This window comes from Streptosporangium canum (genome assembly GCF_900113865.1).
Lineage (GTDB): Bacteria > Actinomycetota > Actinomycetes > Streptosporangiales > Streptosporangiaceae > Streptosporangium > Streptosporangium canum.
Window position 1 is genome coordinate 55,450 of the sequence record NZ_FOQY01000038.1, and the last position, 25,903, is coordinate 81,352.

Here is a 25,903-nt window from a genome sequence, read left to right on the forward strand (position 1 = left end):
GACATCCGATGTTGCACGAGAGACTGTCGTCGATCTATGACAACGTTCTGCGCCGCAACCCCGGGGAGATCGAGTTCCATCAGGCCGTCCGCGAGGTGCTCGAAAGCATCGGGCCGGTTCTCGGCAAGCATCCGGAATACGCCGAATCCAAGATCATTGAGCGGATCTGCGAGCCCGAGCGGCAGATCATCTTCCGGGTGCCCTGGGAGGACGACCAGGGTGAGGTGCACATCAACCGGGGCTTCCGGGTCGAGTTCAACAGCGCCCTCGGCCCCTACAAGGGCGGCCTGCGCTTTCACCCCTCGGTCTATCTGGGCATCGTCAAGTTCCTCGGCTTCGAGCAGATCTTCAAGAACGGCCTGACCGGCCTGCCGATCGGCGGCGGCAAGGGCGGCTCGGACTTCGACCCGAAGGGGCGCTCCGACCGGGAGGTCATGCGCTTCTGCCAGAGCTTCATGACCGAGCTCTACCGGCACATCGGCGAGTACACCGACGTTCCGGCCGGCGACATCGGCGTCGGCCAGCGCGAGGTCGGCTACCTGTTCGGCCAGTACAAGCGCATCACCAACCGCTACGAATCCGGAGTGATCACCGGCAAGGGCCTCAGCTACGGCGGCGCGCAGGTGCGGACCGAGGCCACCGGGTACGGCTGCGCGTTCTTCGTCGACGAGATGCTGAAGGCGCGCGGCACGTCGTTCGACGGCAGGCGGGTCGTGGTGTCCGGATCGGGCAACGTCGCCGTCTACGCCATCGAGAAGGTGCAGCAGCTCGGCGGCGTGGTGGTCGCCTGCTCCGACTCCTCGGGCTACGTCCTCGACGAGAAGGGCATCGACCTCGACCTGCTCAAGCAGGTCAAGCAGGTCGAGCGCCACCGGCTGGGCGTCTACGCCGAGCGCCGCGGCGAGGGCGCGGCCTTCGTCTCCGGCCAGAGTCTGTGGGAGGTGCCGTGCGAGGTGGCGATGCCTTCGGCCACCCAGAACGAGATCACCGGCCGCGACGCCGAACTCCTCGTCCGCAATGGTTGCGTCGCCGTCGGCGAGGGCGCCAACATGCCCACCACGCCCGAGGGCATCCGGGTGTTCCAGGAGGCCGGCGTGTCCTTCGGACCGGGTAAGGCGGCCAACGCGGGCGGCGTGGCCACCAGCGCGCTGGAGATGCAGCAGAACGCCAGCCGCGATTCGTGGACCTTCGAATTCTCCGAGCAGCGCCTGCAGACCATCATGCGTGACATCCACGGCCGCTGCCTGCAGAGTGCCGACGAGTACGGCCTGCCGGGCAACTACGTGGCCGGCGCCAACATCGACGGCTTCAAGCGGGTCGCCGACGCGATGCTCTCCCTCGGCCTGATCTGAGGACGCCCTGGGCGGAGGGGCCGTCGGGCCCCTCCGTGCGGCCTTCCGTGCCGCCGTACGGTTGTCACCGGCCCCGCCGGGCGCCGGCCCGGGGGCGCGGGCCGGCGCTGGACGGACCGCGCGAGACGTGCCGGGCGGTCTGATACCGGGGGTCGGATACTGGATGGTCGGATACCGGGCGGTCGGCCTGCGCAGCGGGACCTGATCGGGGACGGGGATCGGGGACGCGCGGCTGACGGCGGCGAGGGAGACCGCGTGCGGACCTTCCCGGCCAGGCGGCGGGGGAATCGCCCGTGGGGGACGTCCGCGTCAGGCGGTGAGAAAGAGTGGGGGCGAAGGCGTCCGCGTCAGGCGGTGAGGGAGACCGCGTGCGAGGACGTCGGCGTCAGGGGGTGAGGTTGACGTAGTAGCGGGAGTAGCCGTTCATGTCGACCAGGCGCGTGCCGACGGCCCTGGCGGCGGTGCTGCCGATGTTGAGGCAGGAGTCGAAGGCGTTCTGGTAGACGTACATCGGGCCGTAGGGCCCGGTCCAGACGGCTCCGTTGGCGGCCTCGGCGTAGAAGGCGGCGTAGCGGTTGTTGGTGTTGAGCACGTGCGCCTCTCCACCCGGGTCGATGGCCCACCACCCCCGGGTGCCCCACTGGCCGTAGTCCCGGCAGCCGTCGGGGCTGTAGAACATCACCGCGACCCACACCTTGGAGGTGTAGCGGTTACGGAAGTGCAGCTCCATGGTCTACTCCTCCGATTCCGTGAACCGCTGGGCCAGCGGTCTGGCGTCGACCGGCTGGTCGGCCAGGGGCGGCAGGTGATCGTTGGTCCCCGCGGCGACAGCGATCCGGTCCGCCGTCCCCGCGCGCGCGCTCACCTCCCCTGTGTCGGCCTCGGTCGTGTCCGCGAACCCCACCCGTGGATCGGGCAGACGCTCGGTGCCGTTGTCCGGCATGTGGCTCAACTCCATTCCTTGAACGCGTTGAGTGACTGCCCCAGAACTTACAGTAGCAGTCAAAGGCTGTAAAGAGAGCTGTAAAGAGGGTGTGACGGAGGCCGGCCGCACTGCCACGAGTCCGCATCCGGCCGCCGGCCCGGCGAAAAGCGTCGGTCCCATTACCTAAGGTGGCGTTCATGCGACGCATTCAGGAGGCGGCATGACCCTCCCGCCCGAGCTCATCGGGAATCCGGCCATCGTCCGCCTGTCTGCGAGCATGCTCGACCGCCGCGAGGGCGACTGCCGTGACTTCGCCGCGGCCAAGGCCCGGCCGGAGGTGCGGTCGCAGATCTTCGAACGCCGCCGCTTCGCCCCCTGGGAGGGTTTCCCGCTCGGCCTGGTCATGCGGGTGCTGGACGCCGTCGAGTTCGACGGCGCCGACGTGGACGCGGCGGTCACGCGGGCCCTGGCCGACAACCGCGACCCGGTGCATCCCGGAGCCGCGCGCTGGATCCGGCATGCCTGCCACACCTATCTGGAGACGGCCGACAGCCTGGCCGTGGAGGGGGGCGGGCTCCGGCCGGAACGCCACCCCCGGATCGTCCAGCGGAGCGGCTCACCGGCGGAGATGCGGGCCCTGACCGCGTGGGGCCGCTGGTACGGCTCGCCGGACGGCGCCGTGGTCGAGTTCCGCCGGATGCGGCTGCGGCGCCCGCTGGGCCGGGCCGACGGACCCGCCACGCTGGCGATGGCCTACGTCGCCGCGGTCGGCGACCAGGCCGTGGGAGGCACCCAGGACCTCTACCGGACCGTTCCGGTCCCGGTCCGCGAGCCCGGCGCGAGCCCCCGGCGGGTGCGGGTGGTCGAGGTGGGTCTCACCGACGGCGCCGCGGCGGTGCTCGTGGACACCGCCCCCCAGCAGGTGCGCCACGACTATCTCTCCTCCGTGAGACCCGTGGCGGCCGGGCTGCTGGACGGCGGCCACAGGTCACCCGGCGGCGACTGCGCCGACTGCAAGCTGCGCGCCTCGTGCGGCGCGCTCCCGCGGACACCGGGGCTGCTGGGGCTGCCCGATCGGGGGACCCACCGGCGCACCTGGTCGATCACGACGGCCCGGCAGTACCAGATCTGCCCGGCCCAGGCGCACATGCGCGATCTCCGGCTGCCCGCCGAGGAGGCCGAGAGCACGGCGGTCCGGCGCGGGCTGGTCGTGCACCAGTGGCTGGAGGCCGCGCACGGACGCCCCGGTGCGCGGCCGTGCGCGCCGGAGGATCTCCCCGATCCCGAGACCGGCGACCTCACGTGGGACGGGCCGCCGATGAGCCGGGACGAATACCGCCGGGCCCGGCCATACCTGCTCCAGCACCTGCGGGTGTGCCCGCTGCTCGGCGGCGAGGTCACCCACGTCGTCCCGGAGCCCAAGGTGGCCGCCTACGATCCCGACGCCGACGTCCTGGTCGTCGCCAACCCCGACCTGCTCCGCCGGGTGGAGGGGCGCCTGGTCTACCGGGAGCAGAAGACCTCCGCCGCGCAGCGCGGCATCACCGCCGAGAACGCGCTGGAGATGGTCCCGCAGCTCGCCCTGGCCGTCTGCCTGATCGCGGACGGCGCGTTCGGCGACACCTCCGGGTCGGTCGAGCTGGAGCAGCTCACCCCCGTGTCGGGCGAGGTCGTCGCGTTCGACGCCACGGATCCGGTGGTGGTCGCGGCCGCGCGGGCCGTCGTGTCCGGCCGCACCCGGGCATGGCACCGGGACATCGCCTTCCGCGCCACCCCCGGCCCATGGTGCCGCGTCTGCCCGGTGACCCGCTGGTGCCCGGACGCCTCCCGTTCCGGCGATGACGCGCCGCTCGTCCTGGACGGCCTGGTGATCGACCCCGCCACCGGCGAGATCCTGGAGTCCTCCGGCCGCCCGAGCAGCCACGCCGAGGCGGTGGCCGAGGCGATCTCCGCTCCCGAGATCGACGACGAGCCGCCCTTCTAGCGGCCCGCCCCCGGCCGGGGTGACCCGCGCCGAAGACGGTGCGGGCACGCTGCCGGAACGCGACGGCGCTTTCCTTGGTCGCGTCGGCGCGGGCCGGCCGGGAGTGGTCGCCGACGGCGTTGTGCGGGGAGCCGTAGCCGAGGTCGGGGCGGCCGGCGGCGTGGTCCAGATGTCTGAGGCGGGGCAGGCGGTAGCGGGTCAGGTGCTCCTCACCCCCTCGGATGCCGGCGTGACCCGGCCTGTCGCACGTCAGATCAACGGGAGGCGCCGCACCCCTGTCATGGTCGGCGTGGGCATGAACTCCACGGGGTCGCCCGGATCGGTGCGCAGCGGGTTGACCCGGTCGAGCAGGATGTTCAGGGCGACCCGTCCCTCCAGCCGGGCCAGGGGGGCGCCCAGGCAGAAGTGGATGCCGCGGCCGAACCCGAGATGCGGGTTGGGGTCGCGACCGGGATCGAAGACCTCGGGGTCGGGGAACTGCCGGGGGTCCCGGTTGGCCGCTCCGAGCCAGGCCATGACCATGTGATCGGCCGGTATCGTCACGCCGCCGAGCTCGACGTCGCGGGTGGTGGCGCGGCCGAGGGCGGCGAACGGGGTGAAGAGGCGGAGGGATTCCTCGATGACAGCCGGGATCGAGGCGCGGTCGGCCCGCACCTTGTCCTGCTGCTCGGGGAAGGCGTCCAGGCACAGCACCGTGTTACCGAGCAGCATCGTCGTGGTGATGTGCCCGGCGAGCAGGAGGATGATCGCGAAGTTGACCACCTGGTCGTCCGGCAGGCGTTCGCCGTCCACCTCGGCCTCGACCAGCTTGGTGAGCAGGTCGGCGCGCGGCTGTCGCCTGCGCTCCGCGGCGTGACCGGCGAGATAGGCCGACATCTCCTTCCACGGCTTCAGCGTGGCCTGCAGGTCCACGTTCTGCTGTTCGGCGGGTTTGGCCAGTGAGATCTTGGTGTCGCGCTGGAACAGCGCGTCGGCCCATTGCTTGAACAGGGCGCGATCGCCGCTGGGCACCCCCAGCAGTTCGGCGATGACGATGACCGGAAGCGGATAGGCCAGATCGGTCACGAGTTCCAGCGTGCCGCGATCGCGCGCCGCGTCGAGCAGTTCGTGGGTGAGGGCGGCGATCCTCGGTTCGAGATCCGCGACGACCTTCCGGGTGAAGGCGTGGCTGACCAGCTTGCGCAGCTTGCCGTGCTCCGGCGGGTCGATCTGGGTGATGAAGCCGGCCATCGAGAATTCATCGCCGCCCGGTATCAGGTCCTTGGGGACCAGGCGCATGGTGTCGGAGGAGAACGTCGCGGGATCGCCGAGGATCTCCTGCAGTTCGGGGTAGCCGTAGACGTTCCACATGCCGGCGTCGGCGTCGTACTCGACCGGTCGGCGCGATCGCGGCCCGTGCAGCCAGAAGTGCTGTCTGGGGATGTTGTACCGCTCGGCGATGTCGGCCATCGTCTCTCCCTTGCTCGCTCGCAGGGCTGTCACTGCTTTCATGAAAGGTGGAAATGTGCTCCATGGCCACCGCGTCGGGCACTTCGCCGGAAATTTGCGCTGCGACACCTCACTTCTGGGCTGCGACACCTCACCTCTGGGCTGCAACACCTCACCTCTGGGTAGAAAAGGGATGTTTCGGGCACGCAGGCCCGCGACTCCCCCGTATCCGCATCGCGAGGAGGAGCCCATGAGCACGCGACCACACCGGATAGCGTCACCGCTCCACGCGCCGGCCGGAGCCTCCGCCGACAAGGACGGCATCGTCGTCGGCGCCGGCCCGGTCGTCGTCGACGCCTACATCGACTTCATGTGCCCGTTCTGCAAGATGTTCGAGCAGGCGTCCGGGCCGACGCTGGACAGGCTGGTGGGAGAGGGGGTGATCAGCCTCGTGTACCACCCGATGGGCTTCCTGGACGGGCTGTCGACCAGCCGCTACTCCTCCCGCGCGGCCTCCTCTTCGGGCTGCGCCGCCGACGGCGGGAGATTCATGGAGTACACCTACGCGCTCTTCGCCAACCAGCCTCCCGAGGGAGGACCGGGGCTCACCGACGACGAGCTGGCCGGGATCGGCGCGATGGCCGGGCTCACCGAGTCGGCGTTCGGCGCGTGTGTGCGCAACGGCACCTATCTCGACTGGACCGCCCACGTGACGGGCACGGCCGTCGAACGGGGGGTGAGCGGCACCCCCACCGTCCTCGTCGAGGGCACCGCCGTGCCGGCGAACCCCCAGACGATCGTCACCGCCGTGGCGGCCGCCGTCCGCTGACCCTCCGGGCACGGCCCCGGCTCCGGCCGGCCCGGCGGCATCGGGGCGACCGCCCGGGGGTACGGCTCACGCCTGCGGCGGGGCGCGAGCCGTACCCGCCCCCGAGCCGCGCGATCCTGGCGGCGCCGGCGATGGCGCCACCGGTTCACACCGACGGCACCGCGGCACCCCCCGGACCGCGGCCGGCCGTCCGATACCGGCCAATATGAAGACTATTGCACTTTTGTCGGAAAGCGCTGAAGCTTTCTTTCTGTGACGACGTATCGAGCGGGCCGGCCGTGGCGGTCCGCCGCCATCGGTCGCATTGCCGCGGTAGCCCTCAGCCTCGTTCTCACCGGCGCCGTCGCGCCCGCCCCCGCGGCGGGTGCCGTCGCGCCCGCGCCGGCCACCACCGGCGCGGCGGGCGGACTCGCCGCCTGCCCCACCGACCCGGCCACCCCCAAACACCGGCTCCGCGCCATGTGGATCGCCAGCGTGGCCAACATCGACTGGCCGAGCAGGACCGGTCTGAGCGTGGCGGCGCAGCAGGCCGAGTTCCGCGCCTGGCTGGACCTCGCGGCGCAGCGGAACATGAACGCCGTCTTCGTGCAGGTCAGGCCGACGGCCGACGCGTTCTGGCCATCGCCCCATGAGCCGTGGTCGCAGTGGCTGACGGGCACCCAGGGGGGCGACCCCGGCTACGACCCGCTGGCGTTCATGGTGAGCGAGGCGCACGCCCGCGACATCGAGTTCCACGCGTGGTTCAATCCCTACCGGGTCGCCAACCACGACGACCCCACCCGGCTGGTGGCCGGCCACCCGGCCCGCAAGAATCCCGGCTGGCGGTTCGCCCACGGCGGCAAGCTCTACTACAACCCGGGGATCCCCGCGGTCCGCGGCTTCATCGAAGACGCCGTCATGGACGCCGTCACCCGTTACGACCTCGACGGCGTGCACCTCGACGACTACTTCTACCCGTATCCGGTCAGCGGCGAGACGATTGCGGACGCATCCACCTACGCCCAGTACGGCGCCGGTTTCGGCAACGTCCACGACTGGCGGCGCGACAACGTCAACCTGCTGGTGAAGGAGCTGGGCCAGCGGATCCACGCGGCCAAGTCGTGGATCGAGTTCGGGGTCAGCCCGTTCGGCATCTGGCGCAACGCCGCCACCGACCCGCTCGGTTCGCGGACCTCCGGCATGCAGTCGTACGACGCCGTCTACGCCGACACCCGGCTCTGGGTGAAGCAGGGCTGGGTCGACTACGTCGCGCCGCAGATCTACTGGCACATCGGCTATACCACCGCCGACTACAAGGTGCTCACCGCCTGGTGGGCCTCGGTGGTCAAGGACACCGGCGTGCGCCTTCTCATCGGGCAGGCCGCCTACCGGGCCGGAGCGGCCGGCCAGGACGCGGCCTGGCAACGGCCCGGGGAACTGACCGACCATCTCCACTACAACCGGCAGCACCCGGAGGTGGCCGGCGACGTCTTCTTCAGCGCCAAGGACATCCGGGCCGACCGGATCGGCGCCGTCTCCCGGCTGGTGAGCGACCACTACTCCAGGCCCGCTCTGATACCCGCCCGCGGCAGCGCGGTCGCGCCGGCCGGACCCTCGATCACCTCGGCGACCCGCCTCCCCGGCGGGGTCTCCCTGTCATGGCGGCCCGCCGGATCGAGCAGCCCGCTCTCGTACGCGATCTACCGGGTCGACTCCTCCCCGGCGGCGGACCCGTGTTTCTTCGCCGACGCCCGCAACCTGCTCAGGACGACCCGCGGGACGTCCTTCACCGACACCACCGCCACCTCGGGCGCCTACACCTACTACGTGACGGCCATGGACCGGCTGCACCACGAAAGCGCGCCGAGCGCGGGCCAGATGGTCGCGGCGACCGGCCCGTTCAGCGTCGTCGTCGACAACCGCGACGCCGGATTCACCGCGGGCTCCGGGTGGGGCACCTCAAGCTTCTCCTCGCAGCTCCACGGCACCGACTACCGGTTCGCCGATCCCGTCGCGGCCAGTGACCCGGCGTGGTTCAAGGCGCAGATCCCCACCGCCGGCAGCTACCGGATCGAGATCTGGCATCCGGCGAACTCCGGCTACAACAGCGCGACGCCGTTCATCGTGGCGGCCGGCGGCGGCAACCAGGTGATCAACGTCGACCAGCGCGTCAACGGCGGCCAATGGCGCGGCCTCGGCACGTTCACCCTCTCCGCCGGCGCCTACAACGTCGTCGGGGTGAGCCGCTGGGTCTCCACCGCCGGTTACGTCATCGCCGACGCCGTCCGCATCACCAGGGTCTGACGCCGTGACGGCGCCGCACGCCGCCGCCCGCCACCGCCGTGGCCCGCCGGAGTGCCCGCCTACTTCGGCCTCGGGCGGTTGCTCCACTTCGGCTTGCGGAACAGGTCGCGGCGCTCCAGGAGGTAGGTGAGCTTCGAGGCCGTGATCCGGACCGTCTCCTCGTGCCGGTGGCGCTTCTCCGGGACGACGCCGCTCCAGCGTTCGAGCAGGCGTGCCATCTCGTCGGCGACCTCGCCGATCACCCGGTAGCGGGTGCTGAAGGCGTAGAGGTCGCCGTGCACCTCGTTGACCAGGTCCTCGTCGACCCGCCGGGTCAGCGGCTTGATCTTCTTGAGGATGTCGGCGTCCATGGCCGGGGTCACCGGGGCGCGGCGCGCGTCTCCCTCGGGCACCATGATCAGCGCCCGGATCCGCGTGACGGCCAGGGCCCGCTCGGGCTGCGGGGTCGAGGGGTGCTCCGCGAGGTCCAGCAGGCGGCGGAGGGTCTCCTGTGTCCTGTCGTCGAACATGGAAACCCATCCCGCCCCTCGCTCATGCCGTACAAGTGCGGTCACATGCTATTCGACCAGACGGCACCCGGTCCGCGGCCCTACGGATCGGTGAGCACGCAGCGCGTGCCGGTGTAGATGGTCGGCATGCACTTGTTGCAGTGGACGCACCGGGACGCGGTGGCCCCGTCTCCCCTGATCCGGGCCGGCAGATCGGGTTCCATGAGCAGCGCCCTGCCCATGGCCGCGAACTGGAAGCCCTCCCGCATGGCCAGGTCCATGGTCCGGCGGTCGGTGATGCCGCCGAGCAGCACCAGCGGCATGCGCAGGGCGGCCCGGAACTGGCGGGCGTCGTCGAGGAGGTAGGCGTCCCGGTAGGGGTAGGCCCGCAGGAGACGGCGGCCCAGCAGCCGCACGCCCAGCCGTTGCGGCTGCGGGAAGACCCCGGCGAACTCCTTGAGCGGGACGTCTCCCTTGAACAGGTACATCGGGTTGAGCAGCGAGCTGCCCTCGGTCAGCTCGATGGCGTCGAGGCCGCCGTCCTCCTCCAGCCAGGCCGCGACCTGGAGGCTCTCCTCGACCACCAGGCCGCCGCGCACCCCGTCGTCCATGTTGAGCTTGGCCAGGACAGCGATCCGGTCGCCGACGGCCCCGCGTACGGCGCGGGCCACCTCGCGGGCCATCCGGGCGCGGTTGGCCAGGCTCCCGCCGTACTCGTCGGTCCGGCGGTTGAGCCGGGGGCTGAGGAAGGCGCTGGTCAGGTAGTTGTGCCCCATGTGGATCTCGACGGCGTCGAAGCCGGACTCCGCCGCGATGAGCGCCGCGTCGGCGTGCGCCCGCACGATGCGCTCGATGTCCGATCTCGTCGCCGCGCGGGTCATGGTCATGCTCATCGGGTTGAGCCGGCGGGTGGGGGCCAGCGCGGGGAGCCGGTTGGAGGCCGGGTTGGCCACCGGACCGGCGTGGCCGATCTGCGCGGAGACGGCCGCCCCCTCGGCGTGCACGGCGTCGGCGAGCCGGCGCAGGCCGGGGACGGCCTCCGCCCGCATCCAGATCTGCCGCCGCTCGGTGCGCCCCTCGGGGGCGACCGCGCAGTAGGCGACGGTGGTCATGCCCACGCCGCCGGCGGCCGTGCGCCGGTGGAACTCGACCAGGTCGTCGGAGACCAGCGCCTTCGGGGTCCTGCCCTCGAAGGTGGCGGACTTGATCAGGCGGTTGCGCAGGGTGATCGGCCCGAGCTTCGCGGGAGCGAAGACGTCGGCCACGGTTTCAGCCATGACTCACTATCTACCAAACAAGCGCTTGCGTGACAGCGTTGCGCCGCCCCGACCCGGGAAACTTCCGCCGGCCGGCGGGCGCGGCGGATGCCCGCCGCATAGAATGGAGCTGCGACACATATTGTGCGCAACACACTATCTGTGTCATGCATCCAAAATTGGGAAGGTGGCCGCCACATGCCGAACGAGGCCCGCGAGCGGCTGATCCAGCAAGTGGTCGCCGAGAGCCGGAGGCACTACGCCGCCTACACGCTGTTCAACCAGGCCCTGGCCGACCATCTGGGACTCCACCCCACCGATCTGCAGTGCCTCAGCCTGCTCTCGCTCGAGCCGGAGCCGCTGACCACGGGAGAGATCGCCAAACTGACCGGCCTGACGTCGGGATCGGCCACCCGGCTGGTGGACCGGCTGGACAGGGCCGGCCTGGTGGTCCGCCGCGGCGACCCCGCCGACCGCAGGAAGACGCTGGTCTCGCTGGCTCCCAAGCCGGTGTCGGAGGTGGACGACGCCTGGGACACCCCCGGCGCGGCCTTCGTCTCGGCCCTGGACGGCTTCACCGACGAGCAGCTCTCCGTCATCGGCGACTACCTGCGCCGGGTCTCCGCGGTCGGCACCGAACAGGCCGCCCGGCTGGCATCCGCTCCCGGCCCCGGCACCGGTGACTCCCGGTAGAGCTCCCCCGCCTGCCCCCGCCGCGCGGCAGCACCGAAGCTCTCGCGGGCCGGCCGCACCCCGGATGAGGCGGAGCCGGTCTCGCCGGGCCCGGGTGATTTTTTCTCCTGGATTCCGGCCAGGATGTAGAGAACACGCAGGCGTGCTTCTACCTATGGGGGAGCGCCGAGGAAGGCGCGGGAACCGAAGGAGCCGGAACATGAAGTACATGCTGCTGATGCAGTTCGGCCAGCAGGCCGTTTTCCCGCCGATCAGCACATGGCCCCCGGAGGACGTCACGGCCCACATCGAGTTCATGCACAGCGCGGACGAGAAGCTCACCGCCTCCGGGGAGCTCGTGGAGACGCAGGGACTGGCGATGCCCGACCAGGCCAGGACCGTGCGGGCCGGTGACGGCGGCACCCCCGTCGTCACGGACGGCCCCTACCCTGAGGCGAAGGATTTCCTGATCGGCTACTGGATCGTCGACTGCGACAGCCAGGAGCGGGCGATCGAGCTCGCCGCGTCCCTCTCGGCAGCCCCCGGGCCGGGCGGCAAGCCGTTGAACATGCCGATCCTCGCCGCCATGGTGCAGGGCGCCGCGACCGGCCTCGACATGCTCAGGGCACTCGGCACCGACGGACGCCTGGCGGGGCACCACCGTTTCCACACCGCGCGGGCCCATCTGCTGGAGATGGGCGGCGACCCGCAGGCGGCCGTCGACGACTACCGCGTGGCGGCCAGCCGTACGATGAGCGTCCCGGAGCGGGAGTACCTCACCGCCCGCGCCGCCCGGCTCGCCGCGACGACGTCCGGATCGGTCCGCCGGACCTGTAGAGCCTTCGATGTCCGCGGATCCCGCCGTGCCACCCCCGTGATTCACCGAACGGGTTTCCAGGGGTCCCCGGCGGCTCCTGGCGCCCCGCCGCGAGCCTCGGTGGGCGATGATAGACGATCACTGATCCCGGCCGCCCGTCATCGTCAAATCCGGCATTAAACAGCCCTTCGAGATGGCTTTTTAAGCTAAAACCCGACTTTTCGTCTTTCCGCTGAATACAGTCCAGCGGTATCGGCGGTGACCACCCTTCACGGAAGGGCGGAGAAGAGTGGACGGGGTGCTGACGGGCGTGGATCCGATCGGTGAGAATCTGCTCAGAGTCATGGAGCCGGAGCTCGGATACCGGGAGCAGGCCGGGCAGCGCACCACGTTCGGCGAATGGTATTCCACCAACGTCGTCAAGGACCCCCAGTACAGAACGGCCCCCTGGTGCGACATGGTCATCGCCTGGGCCGCCGGGAAGGCGGGCGTCGAGGACTTCGTCGGCCAGTTCGCCTGGACGCCCTCCCACGCCCGCTGGTTCGAGACGCGGGGCGCCTGGTCCGATGAGCCGGAGCCCGGGGCCCTGGTCTTCTTCGACTGGTCCGGCGGCAAGGACATCAAGGGAATCGACCACGTCGGCGTCGTCGAGAGAGTCGAGGATGGAACGCTCCACACCATCGAGGGCAACGTCGACGGGGTCTGGCTGAAGCGCAAGACGCGCGACGAGAGCAAGGTCGTCGGCTACGGCCTGCCGCACAGGGTCAAGGAGGGCCTGACGGGCGGGGACGCGCCCGTCCCGGTGACAGCCGGCCGGACCGAAGTCGGCGCGGCGTCCGCCGGCCGGACCGAGGCCGGCGCGGCGGCCGCCGGATCCGTGAGCGCCTCCGTGGTCGGCCGTCCGGAGACACCCTCGATCCCCCTGGAGGCCGCGCCGGTCGCGGGAGTGCTCCTTCTCGTCCTCGGCGCGACGCTCGTCCTGGCCAGACGCCGCCCGCGCGCCCCGGCGGCAGGAGTGGCGCCCGCCCCGGCGCCCCGGCCGCCCTCCCTCCCGGCGGACAGCCGCTCCCGCGTCCCGGCGGGCGGCCGGCACCGCAGGCGGGGACCGGGGGCGGAGACGCTCCTCCCGCCGGACACGGAGACGGCCTTCCGGCCAGGGATGGAGACGGCCCCTGGACCGGGTGTGGAGACGCCCCTCGGATCGGGCCTCGATCGGCCGGGCTCGCCGGCCGGGGGGATCGGGCCCCGGCAGGCCGTCCGGCACATGCACCGGCGGGCGGGCGGCGGAGCCGGTCCGGCGCGGCCGGCGGGCGCCAGGGCCGGGCGCCGGCCGTACTCGACCTGACCGGGTGAGTGGTCGGACGGTCCGGCCGGACGCGGCGCCCCCGGTTTGATTAATTAGGTTAGCCAAAGCTAAGTTGCTCGCGATGACATTTCCGAGCGAAGGCAGCACAATGACAGCCGTCAGTGAGCAGACCGTAGAGCGCGTCGAGGAGATCCCCGCCTACCGCGCCTTCCCTGTCCGGGTCCTGCGGACGCTGCGGCTCAGCCCGAGTTTCGTCCGGGTCACCTTCGGCGGCGAGGAGCTGTCCGGTTTCGCCGACAACGGTTTCGACCAGCGGATCAAGCTGGCCCTCCCGCTGCCCGGCGGCGGCTTCACCTCCATCAGCGACGGGGCCGGCTGGTACCAGCGGTGGAGGGCGCTGCCGGTGGAGTCGCGCAACCCGATCCGCACCTACACCGTGCGCGCCGTACGGCCCCGGCAGCGCGAGCTCGACATCGACTTCGTGCTCCACGGCGACGCCGGCCCCGCCTCCCGCTGGGCGACCTACGCCGCCCCCGGCCACCGCGCCGTGGTCATCGGCCCCAACGCGGCCCACCCCGGGCCCACCGGCGGTCAGGAGTGGGCTCCGCCGGCCGGGGCGACGCGCCTGCTGCTGGCCGGCGACGAGACCGCCGTGCCCGCCATCGCCGCCATCGCCGAGAGCCTCTCCGGCGAGGTGCGGGCCAGGGTCCTGCTGGAGGTGCCGCAGGGCGCCGACGTGCTCCCCCTCGACGTACGGCCGGGCGTGGAGGTCACCTGGCTGCCCCGTGAGGGGGCCCGCCACGGCGAGCTGCTCGTCCCGGCCGTCCGCGACGCCGTCGGCGAGATCACCGTGCGGAGCGACGTGGGGGACCTCCTGGAGGACGTCGACGTCGACACCGAGATCCTGTGGGAGGTCCCGCCGGCCTCGGGGCGCGACGGCCTCTACGCCTGGCTGGCCGGCGAGGCCGGCGTGGTCAAGCTGCTCCGCCGCCACCTCGTGCAGGAGGCCGGGATCGACCGCTCGTCGGTGGCGTTCATGGGCTACTGGCGGCTGGGGCGCTCGGAGAGCGACTGAGCACCACCGCGCCGCCGGCGGGTGGTCCCGGCCGTTCTCACGAACGACCGGGCCCGGGAAACCCGCCGCACAGGTGGCCGGCGCCGATGGTAGTCCGGTGCGCTCCGGGTAGTGACCGATGCATGACGGTCACCGGATTCACTGGGCGGGTCGCGACGTTGTGGACCGGGGCCCGCCACCGCCACCGCTGGCTGGACCATCTGGTCCGCGCCGGCGTGCGCTACGACCAGGCGGACGGTGGACGGCTGTCGGCCGCCCTCACCTACTACGCGTTCTTCGCGCTGTTCGCGCTCGCGCTGCTGAGCTTTTCGATCATCGGGCACGTCCTGGACGATCCGCAGGTGATACGGACCGTGCAGCGGTATCTCACCGAGAACTTCCCCCGCCTCGACGTGCAGGCACTGCGTGACGCCAGGAGCACGGCCGGGGTGATCGCCTTCGTCGGCCTGCCGATCACCGGCCTGTTCTGGATGGACACCCTGCGGTCGGCGATCAGGGCGATCTGGCGGATCGAGGAGTATCCGGGCCGTTTCCTGCTGCGCCAGCTCATCGACCTGGGCGTGCTGGCCGGGCTCGGGGCGCTGCTGTCGGCCTCGCTCGCGGTGGCCTTCGCCGCCGAGACGCTGCTGAACTGGCTGCTGGTGCACACCGTGGGCGTCGACGACATCCCGACGCAGTGGCTGCTGGCCGCGGTCGCGTTCATGCTCGGTCTCGGCGTGAACACCCTGCTGGCGGTCGCCCTGCTCACCGCTCCCCCGCGGCTGCGGCTGCCGCCGCGCCGGGTGCTCGGCCCCGCCCTGGTCATCAGCCTGGGCCTGGAGGTCCTCAAGACGATCGGCCAGTTCTATCTGGAGATCACCGCGGCCAACCCCGCCTACCAGGTCGTGGCCGGCGCCGTCGCGCTGCTCGCCTTCCTCAAGCTCCTCAACCAGCTCATCCTGTTCGCCGCCGCGCTCACCGCCACCGCCACCACCGGCGACATCGTCGATCTGGCCGTCCGCCGCCCGGCCGCGCCGGCCGCCCTGACGTGATCCCCTCCCCCGCCCGACTTTGCCACGGATGTGAGCTGTGCGAGCATGGCCGGGAAGGCGACGGCGGAACGAGGAAACCGGTGTAAATCCGGCGCGGTCCCGCCACTGTGATCGGCGAGCGGATCCCGGACAGGCCACCGCGGGCGCGGGAAGGCCGGGACGGGCATCGACCCGAGAGCCAGGAGACTCACGCGGTCGCCTCCTCACGGAACGGGGCGGATCTCCCCGAGAGAGGAGCGCGTTTCTCATGCCGCACGGCGGATCAGCCGGTACCGCACGCGTCACGGCCGGTGGCCCTCACCTGCCGCCGCTGATGCGCTGCCTGGCCGGCCAGGGCTGGAAGACCGTCACCGCGGGCCCGGCCGACCTGGCCGTGGAGGCGACCGGCGACGGCTACGAGGCGGCCTTCGACGGTGAGGGCCACTGGTTCGCCTCGCTGGCCGAGCTCACGGGATGGGCCGGGCAGGCGGCGGCCCGGCGGCCCCAGGGACTCCGCCCCGCCGAGACCCGCGCGGTGAGCGAGGCACTGGCCGGAGTGTCGGCTCTCGGCCCGTATTTCGCCGTCTCGACGGATCCCGCGGAGGAGGCCGACCCTGCCTGGCGCCCGCTCACCGCGCTCCACGCCGACCTCGGCGCCCTGCGTGCCTGGACCGGCCACGTCGGGCGGCGGCTGGGCACCGGCGAGACCAGGGTGGCCGCCTCGATCCTGTTCCAGGGGCTGGCCGCCCGGCTCTGGTCACCGGTCGTCGGCGCGGTCGCCCTCCGGGGCGTGCTGCCGGACCTCGCCCCGGCGCACGTCCACTGGCGGCCCATCGCGAGCGGCCCGCTCCCGCTGTGGACGGCCCGGCCGGCCGGTTGGGAGGTCACCGGCCCCGGCCGGGTCGCCGAGCTGGTCTACCGCAACGTGATGACCGAACTGCTCGAACCGGTGGCGCGGGCCGTACAGGAGATCACTCCGATCTCCCCGCGGCTGCTGTGGGGCAACGCGGCCTCCGCGCTGGCCGGGACCCTGACGACCGTCGCGCGCGAACGGCCGGACCTCGCCCCCCGGGCCGCCGCGCTCAGCCGCGAGCTGCTGGCCCTCGGAGTGCTGGAAGGGACCGGCGACCTCGCCGAGCCGGCCCCCGGCCGTCATTTCTTCGTCCGGCGCAGCTGCTGCCTCTACTACCGCCTGCCCGGCGGCGGCAAGTGCGGCGACTGCGTCCTGCTGCCCCACGAGATCCGCCACGACCAGTGGGCGCGGGCCCTGCGACAGGACGGAGCGGCCCCGTGACCCCCGGCTGCTCGGCCACGCTGCCTGCACCGATACTGGAACGGTGCTGAGCAGTCACCGCCTGCGGGTGCTTCTTGAGGTCTTCAGGACGGGGAGTATCGCGGGAGCCGCGCGTATCCTGCGGCTCTCGCCGTCCGCCGTGTCCCACCAGCTCTCCAAGCTGGAGGAGGAGGCCGGGGTGGGCCTGGTCGAGCGGGGCGCGCAGAGCCTGCGGCTGACCGCGGCCGGGCGACGCCTCGCGACCCGGGCCCAGGAGGTGCTCGACATCATCGAGGCCGCGGAGAAGGACCTGCTGGCGCAGGCCAGGGCCGACTCCGGGCAGCTCAGGATCGGGTTCTTCGCCTCCGCGGGCTACCGGCTGCTGCCGCTGGCGCTGTCGACCTTCACCGCCCGTCACCCCGCCGTGGAGCTCGACCTGGTGCTCGGCCAGCCGCACGAGCTCCTGCCCGACCTGGAGCGGGGCGCGCTCGACATCCTGGTGGTCTTCGAGCACGCGCTCGACCCCTGGAAACCGCCGGAGGGGGTCGAGGTCGCCCACCTGTTCGACGAGCCGCAGCTCCTGGTCGTGCCGTCGGGCCATCCGGCGGGGCAGCGGCAGCGGGTACGGCTCGCCGACCTGGCCGACGAACCGTGGATCACCACGTACGGCACCGACACGCCGGTGTCGGTGTTGGAACGGGCCAGCGCGCTGGAGGGGTTCAATCCGATGATCCGTTGCCGCAGCGACCACTACGAGGTCACGCTCGGGCTGGTCAGGGCGGGCCTGGGGGTGGCCCTGGTGCCCAGCCTCGGCGCGCAGGGCGCGGCGGGCATCCAGGTGTGCCGGCTGGACGGCCCCCGCCTCTTCCGCAGGATCGGCGCCGCCGTCCGCCCGACCAACCCCAACCCGGCGCTGCGCTCCTTCATCGACTACCTGCGCGACGCCTCGGCCCAGATGCGCAACGCCCTGCGCTGAGACCTCGGGCACGGGCGCGAGCGGGCACCGGCAGGAACAAGCACGAGCAGGCACAAGTACGGGCAGGCACAAGTACGGGCACGGGCGCTCCGGCGTCGCCTGGCCTGGCCTGGCCTGGAAGCACCCCGGCTTCCACCGCCGTTCGTCGATCGTTCGTACCCAGTACATCATTATGTCATGACATAACGATGTACTATTGCTTTGTCGTAAATTCATAGTTACGTTCTTGTGCGACAGCAACCCCCCAAACGAGGAGGCGCAATGCGTCCCCTGCCCAGGCTTTTCCTGGCAGTCCTGACGTGCTCGCTTGTCGGAGCACTGTCTGTCCCGGCTTCGGGGCAGAGCATCCCGTCGGTGGACCCCGAGGTGGAGACCCCTGCCCTGTTCGACGACGAGGCGGGCGGCAACGCCAACGGCGACGACCCGGCCATCTGGGTCCACCCCTCCAAGTCCGGCAAGAGCCTGGTGATAGCGACGGCCAAGGAGGGCGGCCTCTACGTCTACAACCTTGATGCCCAGCAGCTCCAGCACCTGCCGGCCCCCGCGGCGCCGGGGCCCGACGACGAGGGCGGGCGCTTCAACAACGTCGACGTCACCTACGGCTTCGGCGGGCGGGACCTCGCGGTCGTCTCCGACCGCGGCCGGGACCAGCTCCGGATCTACGCCGTCGCGCAGGGCCAGCTGACCGACGTGACGGACCCGGCGGCCCCGTTCGTGTTCAACACCACCCAGCCGCAGGTCAACGACGGGGAGACGGCGTACGGCCTGACCACCTGGAAGGACTCCACCGGCACCTACGCTCTGGTCAGCCGGCGGCACACGACCGCGATCGGCCTGGTCAAGCTTCTTCCCAAGCCGAACGGCAAGGTCGGCTACCAGGTCGTCAGGACGCTGAACCTGCCCGCGTCGTTCGCCCTGCCGAACGGCCAGAGCTGGACCCCCTGCGACGAGCCGGGCAGGACGCCGCAGGTCGAGGGCATGGTCGTGGACCAGCAGACCGACGTGCTCTACGCGGCCCAGGAGGATGTCGGCATCTGGCGGATGCGGGCCGACCTCACCGGGACGCCGACGCTCATGGACAAGGTCCGCGATTACGGCGTGCCCGCCACCTACGACCCGGCGACCGAGGAGTGCACGCCCGGCGTGGACCCCGGCTACGGCGGCCAGCGCCTGACGGCCGACGCCGAAGGCCTCACGATCTACTACCGGGACGACGAGAAGGGCTACCTGCTGGCCTCCAGCCAGGGTGACAACACCTTCGCCGCCTACCGCAAGGAAGGCTCCAACGCCTACCTCGGCCAGTTCCGCGTCGGGACGCACAACGGCGTCGACGGCGTCGAGCACAGCGACGGCTCGACCGTGCTGAACGTCCCGCTGGGTGACTTCGAGGAGGGCATGTTCATCGCGCACGACGGTGCCAACACGCCGGCCGTGCCCGACCGGGAGAACACGAACTTCAAGTTCGTCGGCTGGGAAGGCATCGCCGACGGGCTCGACCTGGACGTCGACACCGACGGCTGGGACCCCCGCGACTGAGAATGAGTGAAGCCCCCGGCGACCTGACTCGCCGGGGGCTTCTCCGTTCATCGGCTCAGCCGTGGTTGACGCGCCAGAAGTCGGAGACCGTCTGGCGGTTCTGGAGGTCGCCGAGCAGCACCTTGGGGTCGGTGTGGAAGAGCTGGGCCTTCCAGTCGTCCAGGCCGGGCGGGGTGACCATCGGTTTGACCGTGGCGTTGCCGGAGACGCCGCCCTCGCCGATCTCGTGCTTGACGCCCTCCTCGGTCATGATGAAGTGGACGTACAGCTTGGCCGCATTGGGATGCTTGCTCCTGGCGGCGACGGCGACGTACTTGGGATAGCTGAAGCCGACGAACGGCGTCATCGCCGCGCACGTCGCCTGGGTGTATCCCTTGTCCTCGTTGTTGCGGAACTTCGAGATCGACATGAAGCCGATCTTCTTGTCGGTGGCGCTCGGCGCGCCCACCGCACCGGAGATGTCCTCGTCGGAGCCGGTCAGCACCGGCTTGTTGACCGACATCCGCTTGATCCATTCGTAGGCGGCGCTCTTCTCCTTGGTCTCCAGCGCCTTGCCGTACTTCGCCTGGTACGCCTGCTCCAGCACCTGGTTGCCGTGGGCGTCCAGCTGGGTGAAGAACGACAGCACGGTCGGCTTGCCCAGCGGATCCTGCATCACCAGCTTGCCGGCCCATTCCGGCTCGGTCAGGTCCCAGACGTTCTTCACCGGGCATCCGTCGGGCGACAGCTTGGTGTTGTAGGCGAAGACCGTGGCCTTCGACAGCGCGAGCAGCGGGTTGTGGTTCTCCTGCGGGATCTGGTCCTTCAGGTCGGCAGGCACCCAGGTCTGCGCCACGCCCTGCGGGATGAGCTGGCCGACCAGCACCCCGCCGTCCTCGTACATCGCCGCGTCGATCGTCACGTTGTCGGCGGCGTGCTCTCTGAGCATCTTCTCGGCGGTCTGCGGGGTGTCGGACTTCACGCCCTCCATCGCGATGCCGTACTTGTCGGTGAAGGCCTTGGCCACTTCCTCGATGTCGCCGCTGGAGTCGTAGACCAGCAGGCTGCCCTCCTTCTTGGCGGCCTCGACCAGGGTGTCCAGGTCGAAGGCCGCATCGACCGAGGGGCCGGGCAGCGGCTTGGCCGCCGTCGTCCCGGATGGGGCGTCGGCTCCTGTGGAGGGTGCGCACGCGGCGACGGCCAATGCCAGCAGTGCCGCAGGGATGATCTTCCGGGTACGCCTCACGATGGCGTCACTCCTCTTGCCTCTCAGGGGTCATATGCGCCTCTCAGAGCCCCGATCCGGCGGCGCAGTGCGCTCAACGATGAACGCCACGTGAACGATTTGTCAAGACATTCTTACCTTTGTGCGGCACTCGACACGATCCCGTCACATGCCATGCGGGCGGACGGCGATCTGGTATTGGTTAAGACATCCTGATCTCCATTAATGTCTGACCGTGACTGTGACGAGATTGGACATCGACCTCGACAGGGCGAGTCCCGTACCCCTCTACTTCCAGGTGGCCGAGCGGATCGCGGAGGCCATCCAGGCCGGCGAGCTGCTCCCAGGATCCCGGCTCGCCAACGAGATCCAGCTCGCCGACCACCTGGGGCTCTCGCGCCCGACCGTCCGCCAGGCCATCCAGTACCTCGTCGACAAGGGCCTGGTGGTCCGCAAGCGCGGCGTCGGCACCCAGGTCGTGCACGGCCAGGTCAAACGGGCGGTCGAGCTCACCAGCCTCTACGACGACCTGCGCCGGGCGGGACAGGAGCCGGTCACCCGGGTGCTCGCCATCGACACGGTCCCCGCCGAAGAGAGCGTCGCCGCCGCGCTCGGCGTCCCGCCGGGCGCCGCGGTGCTCCGGCTGGAGCGGCTCAGATACGCCCTCGGGGAACCGCTGGCCCTGCTGCACAACTGGCTGCCGGCCGGATCCACGCCCCTGTCGGCCGAAGCACTGCAACAGCACGGGCTCTACGAGCTCCTCCGCTCCACCGGTGTCCGCATGCGGGTCGCCAACCAGCGGATCGGCGCTCGCGCCGCCACTCCCGCGGAGGCCCGGCTGCTGGAGGAGCGCCGCTCCTGCCCCCTGCTCACGATGGTCCGCACGACCTACGACGACCAGGGCAGGGCCGTGGAACACGGCTCGCACGTCTACCGCGCCTCCCACTACTCCCTGGAGGTCACCCTCGTGGAGCGCTGACCACACCCGGACTCACACTGGTGATGATGATAGTTAGTCCGAATGTCAGGACAAAGTCTTGACGGTTTGCCTCCCGTTCATCTAGAACTGGAGGCCCCTGGACGAGGAGTCATCATGCGTGTGGGCTTGTTGGGCCTTGGTCGTATAGGCGCGTTTCATGCTGCCACCCTCTCTGCTCTTGCCGACGAGCTGGTCGTCTCCGACGCCGACCAGAGCAGAGCGGAGGAGGTGGCCGGGCGGCTCAAGGCCCGCGTCGGAGACCCTTTCGACGCCGACGCCGTGGTCATCGCCACCCCCACCGCCACCCACGCGGAATTGCTGGTACGGGCCTGCGACCTGAGGGTGCCGGCCTTCTGCGAGAAACCCGCGGCGCCCGGCGTCGCGGAGACGATACGGGTCGCCGACGCCGCCGAACGGAGCGGGACGGTCGTGCACATCGGCTTCCAGCGCCGCTTCGACGCCGGCTACACGGCCGCGCGCGAGGCGCTGCGGAGCGGCGAGCTCGGCACCCTGCACCGGGTCCACATGATCACCGCCGACCCGGCGCCACCGGCTCCCGGCTACGTCCCCATGTCCGGCGGCATCTTCCGGGACTGCCACATCCACGACTTCGACATCCTGCGCTGGGTCACCGGCCGCGAGGTGGAGAGCGTCTACGCCACCGGCGCCAACCGGGGCGCGGCGTTCTTCGCCGAGGCCGGCGACGTCGACAACAGCGCCGCTCTGCTCACCCTGGACGACGGCACGCTGGTCACCCTGCAGGGCTCCCGCTACAACGGCGCCGGCTACGACGTGCGGATGGAGCTGGCGGGCACCCTGCGGACCCGGGCGGTCGGCCTCGACCCGCGCACGCCGCTCACCAGCGCCGAGGGCCTGCAGCCGCCCGGCGAACCGTGGCCGGACTTCGTCACCAGGTTCGACGCCGCCTACGTCGCGGAGATGAGCGCGTTCCTGGCGGCGGCGCGGGGCGAGCGCGAGAGTCCCTGCACGGCCCAGGACGCCCTGGCCGCTCTCTACATCGCCGAGGCGGCGGACCTGTCCCGCCGCGACGACCGCCCGGTCCGCCTTCTGGAGGTGGCCAAGTGAGGATCGCCGCAGCTCCCATCTCCTGGGGCGTGTGCGAGGTGCCGGGCTGGGGACACCAGATGACCCGGGAAAGAGTGCTGGCCGAGATGGCGGAGCTGGGGCTGACGGCCACCGAGCTGGGCCCCGACGGTTTCCTGCCCCCGGAACGCGAGCAGCGCGCACGCCTGCTCGGCGGGTACGGCCTGCGCGCGGTCGGCGGCTTCGTCCCCGTGGTCCTGCACGACCCCGGCCATGACCCGCTGCCGGGCCTGCGGGCCGCGCTGGCCTCCTTCGACGAGGAGACAGTGGTCGTCCTGGCCGCCGCCACCGGCGCCGACGGCTACGACGCGCGCCCCTCGCTGGACGCGGAGGGCTGGCGGACGCTCCTGGGCAACCTGGACAGGATCCGGCGCGGGACGGCCCGCCTGGTCACCCTGCACCCGCACGTCGGGACCATGGTCGAGACCAAGGACGAGGTGGAGCGGGTGCTCGACGGCAGCGCCGTCCCGCTCTGCCTGGACACCGGCCACCTGCTCATCGGCGGCACCGACCCGGTGGACCTCGTCCGCGAGGTCCCCGAGCGGATCGCGCACGTCCACCTCAAGGACGTCGACACCGCCCTCGCCGGGCGGGTCAGGGCCGGTGAGCTGTCCTACACCGAGGCCGTGAAGGCGGGGATCTACCGCCCGCTCGGCCGCGGCGACGTGGACGTCCCCGGCATCGTCGCCGGCCTGGGAGCCGCCGGATACGCGGGCTGGTACGTCATGGAGCAGGACGTCGTCCTCGGCTCCGAGCCGCCCGGCGGCGCGGGCCCCCTCCACGACGTCCGCGCGAGCGTGGCCTTCCTGGGGAGCCTCGCGTGACCGACGTGCTGACCATGGGGCGGGTGGGGGTGGACATCTACCCGCTGCAGGTGGGGGTGTCGCTGCGGCAGGTGGAGACCTTCGGCAAGTATCTGGGCGGCAGCCCGGTCAACGTGGCGGTGGCCGCCGCCCGGCTGGGCCGTGCCAGCGCGGTGATCACCCGGACCGGGGCCGATCCGTTCGGGATGTTCGTTCATGACGCGTTGCGGGAGTACGGGGTCGACGACCGTTATGTCAGTGCGGTGCCGGGACTGCCGACGCCGGTGACGTTCTGTGAGATCCGGCCGCCGGAGGACTTCCCGCTGTATTTCTACCGCTGGCCCAAGGCGCCGGATCTGGAGATCCTGGCCGAGGAGCTGGATCTGGAGGCGGTGGCCGGGAGCCGGTTGTTGTGGGCGACGGTGACGGGGTTGTGCCAGGAGCCGTCGCGGGAGGCGCACTGGGCGGCGTGGCGGGCGCGGGGGCGCCGGGCGCACACGGTGCTGGACCTGGACTACCGGCCGATGTTCTGGCCGGACGTGCGGGCGGCGCGGATGCAGGTGCGGCGGGCGCTGGGGCAGGTGACGGTGGCGGTGGGCAATCTGGATGAGGTGGAGGTGGCCACCGGGACGCGGGATCCGTATGAGGCGGGCCGGTTGCTGCTGGAGGCGGGGGTGGAGTTGGCGATCGTCAAGCGGGGGTCGGCCGGGGTGGTCGGGATGCGCGCGGGGGAGACGGTGGAGGTGGCGCCGGTGGAGGTGGAGGTGGTCAACGGGCTGGGTGCGGGGGACGCCTTCGGTGGGGCGTTGTGTCACGCCCTGCTGGAGGGCTGGCCGTTGGAGCGGACGCTGCGGTTCGCGAACGCGGCCGGGGCGATCGTGGCCGGGCGGCTGGCGTGCGCTCCGGCGATGCCCACCCTCGACGAGATCGAGGACGTCCTGTCGGGTGAATCTCCCAGAGGAGCGACCGCACATGCGTGAGGAGGACTACCGCCGGCTGCTCGACGACCGGGCCCGATATCCGGAGCGGGTGGCCGAGGCGGCCGCCGCGCGCGGGCGCAGGCCGCTGCTCGCCGGCCGCGACCAGTTGCTGATCATCGCGGCCGACCACCCGGCGCGCGGCGCGCTCGGCGTCGGTGACCGCCCGATGGCCATGGAGAGCCGCGCCGGCCTGCTCGACCGGCTGACGACCGCCCTGGCCAGGCCCGGCGTGGACGGGCTGCTGGCCACTCCCGACGTCGTCGAGGACCTGCTGCTGCTCGGCGCCCTGGAGGACAAGCTCGTCATCGGGTCGATGAACCGGGGCGGCGTGCAGGGCTCGGCCTTCGAGTTCGACGACCGCTTCACCGCCTACGACACCGCCTCGATCGTCCGGATGGGGCTGGACGGCGGCAAGATGCTCTGCCGGATCGGCCTGGACGACCCCGCCACCGCCGCCACCCTGGAGTCCTGCGCCAGGGCGATCACCGGGCTGGCCTCGCACGACCTGATGGCGATGATCGAGCCGTTCTGGTCCCGGCGGGCCGGCGGCGCGGTCAGGCACGACCTGTCCCCGGAGGGGATGATCCACGCCATCAACGTCGGCCAGGGACTCGGCGCGACCTCCGCCCGCACCTGGCTGAAGATCCCGGTGATCGACGACATGGAACGGGTCATGGAGGCCACCACGCTGCCGACCCTGCTGCTCGGCGGCGATCCCACCGAGGCGCCCGACCGGGTCTTCGACTCCTGGGGCAAGGCGCTGCGGCTGCCCGGTGTGCGGGGTCTGGTCGTCGGCCGGGCCCTGCTCTACCCGCCCGGCGACGACGTGGCGGCGGCCGTGGACACCGCGGTCAGCCTGCTGGAGACCTCATGACGCACATTCCCCGCGGCACCGCGGCCGACGCCCCGTGGGCGGTGAAGATCACTCCCGAGTCGGCCGGGTGGACCTACGTCGGACTGCGGGTCGTGGACCTGTCCGGTGGGAGCGTGGAGTTCGCCACCGGTGACGAAGAGATGCTGGTCCTGCCCCTGTCGGGCTCGTGCGAGGTCACCGCCGACGGCCTGCGACTGCCGCTGGCCGGGCGCACGTCGGTCTTCGACGCGGTCAGCGACTTCGCCTACCTGCCGATCAGGACGTCCGCCCGGATCACCGGTCACGGCCGCTTCGCACTCCCCGCGGCCCGCGCGACCCGCCGCTTTCCCATCCGGTACGGCCCGGCGCGCGAGGTCCCGGTCGAGGTGCGCGGCGCCGGCCAGGCCAGCCGCCAGGTCAACAACTTCTGCGCCCCGGACGCCTTCGACTGCGACAAGCTCGTCGCGGTCGAGGTGCTCACCCCCGGCGGCAACTGGTCGTCCTACCCGCCGCACAAGCACGACACCGCCTCCGAGCGCGAAGCCGTACTGGAGGAGATCTACTACTTCGAGGGCGGCCCCGGCTACCAGCGGGTCTACGGCACCCACGACACGCTGGCCGAGGTGTCGGGCGGAGACGTGGTGCTGGTCCCGCACGGCTACCACGGCCCGTCGATGGCGGCCCCCGGCTACGACCTGTACTACCTCAACGTGCTGGCCGGGCCCGCCCCCCAGCGGTCCATGGCCTTCTGCGACGACCCCCGGCACGCC

At 71.4% G+C, this 25,903-nt stretch carries 24 protein-coding genes and 1 riboswitch; of the genes, 18 read left to right on the forward strand and 6 right to left on the reverse strand.

The window, feature by feature from the left end; all coding sequences use genetic code 11:
- Positions 1-8 precede the first annotated feature (8 nt).
- Positions 9-1,352: an NADP-specific glutamate dehydrogenase gene (gdhA, locus tag BM085_RS36180; RefSeq protein WP_093891286.1), complete on the forward strand. Its 1,344-nt coding sequence runs from the start codon at positions 9-11 to the stop codon at positions 1,350-1,352.
- A gap of 385 nt (positions 1,353-1,737) precedes the next feature.
- On the opposite strand, the gene BM085_RS36185 is transcribed toward gdhA, so the two are convergent.
- A complete protein-coding gene (locus BM085_RS36185) occupies positions 1,738-2,082 on the reverse strand; it encodes a DUF1036 domain-containing protein (RefSeq protein ID WP_093891287.1) in 345 nt (114 codons plus the stop codon).
- 3 nt (positions 2,083-2,085) lie between these two features.
- Positions 2,086-2,304, reverse strand: a complete 219-nt coding sequence (locus BM085_RS36190) for a hypothetical protein (protein ID WP_143121216.1) — start codon at positions 2,302-2,304, stop codon at positions 2,086-2,088.
- A 193-nt stretch (positions 2,305-2,497) separates the two neighbouring features.
- Here BM085_RS36190 and BM085_RS36195 point away from each other — a divergent pair, with 193 nt between their 5' ends.
- Entirely contained in the window at positions 2,498-4,261 is a 1,764-nt protein-coding gene (locus tag BM085_RS36195) for a PD-(D/E)XK nuclease family protein (RefSeq protein ID WP_093891289.1), read from the forward strand.
- Positions 4,262-4,510: 249 nt separating this feature from the next.
- Here the strand turns inward: BM085_RS36195 and BM085_RS36200 are convergent, their stop codons facing one another.
- Positions 4,511-5,743: a cytochrome P450 gene (locus tag BM085_RS36200; RefSeq protein WP_245789904.1), complete on the reverse strand. Its 1,233-nt coding sequence runs from the start codon at positions 5,741-5,743 to the stop codon at positions 4,511-4,513.
- A 196-nt stretch (positions 5,744-5,939) separates the two neighbouring features.
- Between BM085_RS36200 and BM085_RS36205 the strand changes: the two genes are divergently transcribed.
- Together BM085_RS36205 and BM085_RS36210 are read left to right on the forward strand one after the other, a co-directional pair.
- Positions 5,940-6,518, forward strand: a complete 579-nt coding sequence (locus BM085_RS36205; protein ID WP_093891291.1) for a DsbA family protein — start codon at positions 5,940-5,942, stop codon at positions 6,516-6,518.
- 252 nt (positions 6,519-6,770) lie between these two features.
- Entirely contained in the window at positions 6,771-8,801 is a 2,031-nt protein-coding gene (locus BM085_RS36210) for a family 10 glycosylhydrolase (RefSeq protein WP_093891292.1), read from the forward strand.
- A gap of 59 nt (positions 8,802-8,860) precedes the next feature.
- Here the strand turns inward: BM085_RS36210 and BM085_RS36215 are convergent, their stop codons facing one another.
- Positions 8,861-9,310, reverse strand: a complete 450-nt coding sequence (locus BM085_RS36215) for a hypothetical protein (protein WP_031168941.1) — start codon at positions 9,308-9,310, stop codon at positions 8,861-8,863.
- A gap of 80 nt (positions 9,311-9,390) precedes the next feature.
- Positions 9,391-10,566: an NADH:flavin oxidoreductase gene (locus BM085_RS36220; protein WP_093891293.1), complete on the reverse strand. Its 1,176-nt coding sequence runs from the start codon at positions 10,564-10,566 to the stop codon at positions 9,391-9,393.
- A gap of 177 nt (positions 10,567-10,743) precedes the next feature.
- Between BM085_RS36220 and BM085_RS36225 the strand changes: the two genes are divergently transcribed.
- The 8 genes from BM085_RS36225 (at position 10,744) to BM085_RS36265 (ending at position 19,210) form a co-directional block, all read left to right on the forward strand.
- A complete protein-coding gene (locus tag BM085_RS36225; RefSeq protein WP_093891294.1) occupies positions 10,744-11,238 on the forward strand; it encodes a MarR family winged helix-turn-helix transcriptional regulator in 495 nt (164 codons plus the stop codon).
- A gap of 199 nt (positions 11,239-11,437) precedes the next feature.
- A complete protein-coding gene (locus BM085_RS46480) occupies positions 11,438-12,214 on the forward strand; it encodes a YciI family protein (protein ID WP_245789905.1) in 777 nt (258 codons plus the stop codon).
- 118 nt (positions 12,215-12,332) lie between these two features.
- Entirely contained in the window at positions 12,333-13,379 is a 1,047-nt protein-coding gene (locus BM085_RS36240) for a CHAP domain-containing protein (RefSeq protein ID WP_177245447.1), read from the forward strand.
- 109 nt (positions 13,380-13,488) lie between these two features.
- Positions 13,489-14,415, forward strand: a complete 927-nt coding sequence (locus tag BM085_RS36245; protein ID WP_093891296.1) for a siderophore-interacting protein — start codon at positions 13,489-13,491, stop codon at positions 14,413-14,415.
- Between the two features lie 122 nt (positions 14,416-14,537).
- Complete coding sequence (locus tag BM085_RS36250) at positions 14,538-15,446, forward strand: YihY/virulence factor BrkB family protein (RefSeq protein ID WP_093891297.1); 909 nt, start codon at positions 14,538-14,540, stop codon at positions 15,444-15,446.
- A 31-nt stretch (positions 15,447-15,477) separates the two neighbouring features.
- Positions 15,478-15,652: riboswitch (cobalamin riboswitch) on the forward strand.
- A 41-nt stretch (positions 15,653-15,693) separates the two neighbouring features.
- Positions 15,694-16,719 carry a (2Fe-2S)-binding protein gene (locus BM085_RS36255; protein ID WP_218158925.1) on the forward strand — a complete coding sequence of 342 codons (1,026 nt, stop codon included), beginning with the start codon at positions 15,694-15,696 and terminating at the stop codon, positions 16,717-16,719.
- A gap of 43 nt (positions 16,720-16,762) precedes the next feature.
- Positions 16,763-17,674, forward strand: coding sequence for a LysR family transcriptional regulator (locus BM085_RS36260; RefSeq protein WP_031168957.1), 912 nt, complete (start codon positions 16,763-16,765; stop codon positions 17,672-17,674).
- Between the two features lie 354 nt (positions 17,675-18,028).
- The gene (locus BM085_RS36265) at positions 18,029-19,210 is read left to right on the forward strand and encodes a phytase (RefSeq protein WP_245789906.1); all 1,182 of its coding nucleotides are present in this window, start codon (positions 18,029-18,031) and stop codon (positions 19,208-19,210) included.
- 55 nt (positions 19,211-19,265) lie between these two features.
- On the opposite strand, the gene BM085_RS36270 is transcribed toward BM085_RS36265, so the two are convergent.
- Complete coding sequence (locus tag BM085_RS36270; RefSeq protein ID WP_093891299.1) at positions 19,266-20,435, reverse strand: ABC transporter substrate-binding protein; 1,170 nt, start codon at positions 20,433-20,435, stop codon at positions 19,266-19,268.
- Between the two features lie 214 nt (positions 20,436-20,649).
- Here BM085_RS36270 and BM085_RS36275 point away from each other — a divergent pair, with 214 nt between their 5' ends.
- The 6 genes from BM085_RS36275 to iolB form a co-directional block, all read left to right on the forward strand.
- A complete protein-coding gene (locus BM085_RS36275; RefSeq protein ID WP_093891300.1) occupies positions 20,650-21,393 on the forward strand; it encodes a GntR family transcriptional regulator in 744 nt (247 codons plus the stop codon).
- 114 nt (positions 21,394-21,507) lie between these two features.
- A complete protein-coding gene (locus tag BM085_RS36280; protein WP_093891301.1) occupies positions 21,508-22,479 on the forward strand; it encodes a Gfo/Idh/MocA family protein in 972 nt (323 codons plus the stop codon).
- The gene (locus BM085_RS36285) at positions 22,476-23,321 is read left to right on the forward strand and encodes a TIM barrel protein (RefSeq protein WP_093891302.1); all 846 of its coding nucleotides are present in this window, start codon (positions 22,476-22,478) and stop codon (positions 23,319-23,321) included. Before BM085_RS36280 ends, BM085_RS36285 begins: the two co-directional genes overlap by 4 nt.
- The gene (gene iolC / locus BM085_RS36290) at positions 23,318-24,280 is read left to right on the forward strand and encodes a 5-dehydro-2-deoxygluconokinase (protein ID WP_177245448.1); all 963 of its coding nucleotides are present in this window, start codon (positions 23,318-23,320) and stop codon (positions 24,278-24,280) included. The genes BM085_RS36285 and iolC overlap by 4 nt, the downstream gene beginning before the upstream one ends.
- Complete coding sequence (locus tag BM085_RS36295; RefSeq protein ID WP_093891303.1) at positions 24,273-25,154, forward strand: Cgl0159 family (beta/alpha)8-fold protein; 882 nt, start codon at positions 24,273-24,275, stop codon at positions 25,152-25,154. The genes iolC and BM085_RS36295 overlap by 8 nt, the downstream gene beginning before the upstream one ends.
- Positions 25,151-25,903: 5-deoxy-glucuronate isomerase (iolB, locus tag BM085_RS36300; protein ID WP_093891304.1), on the forward strand; the 753-nt coding region annotated here is incomplete at its 3' end. The genes BM085_RS36295 and iolB, both read left to right, overlap by 4 nt.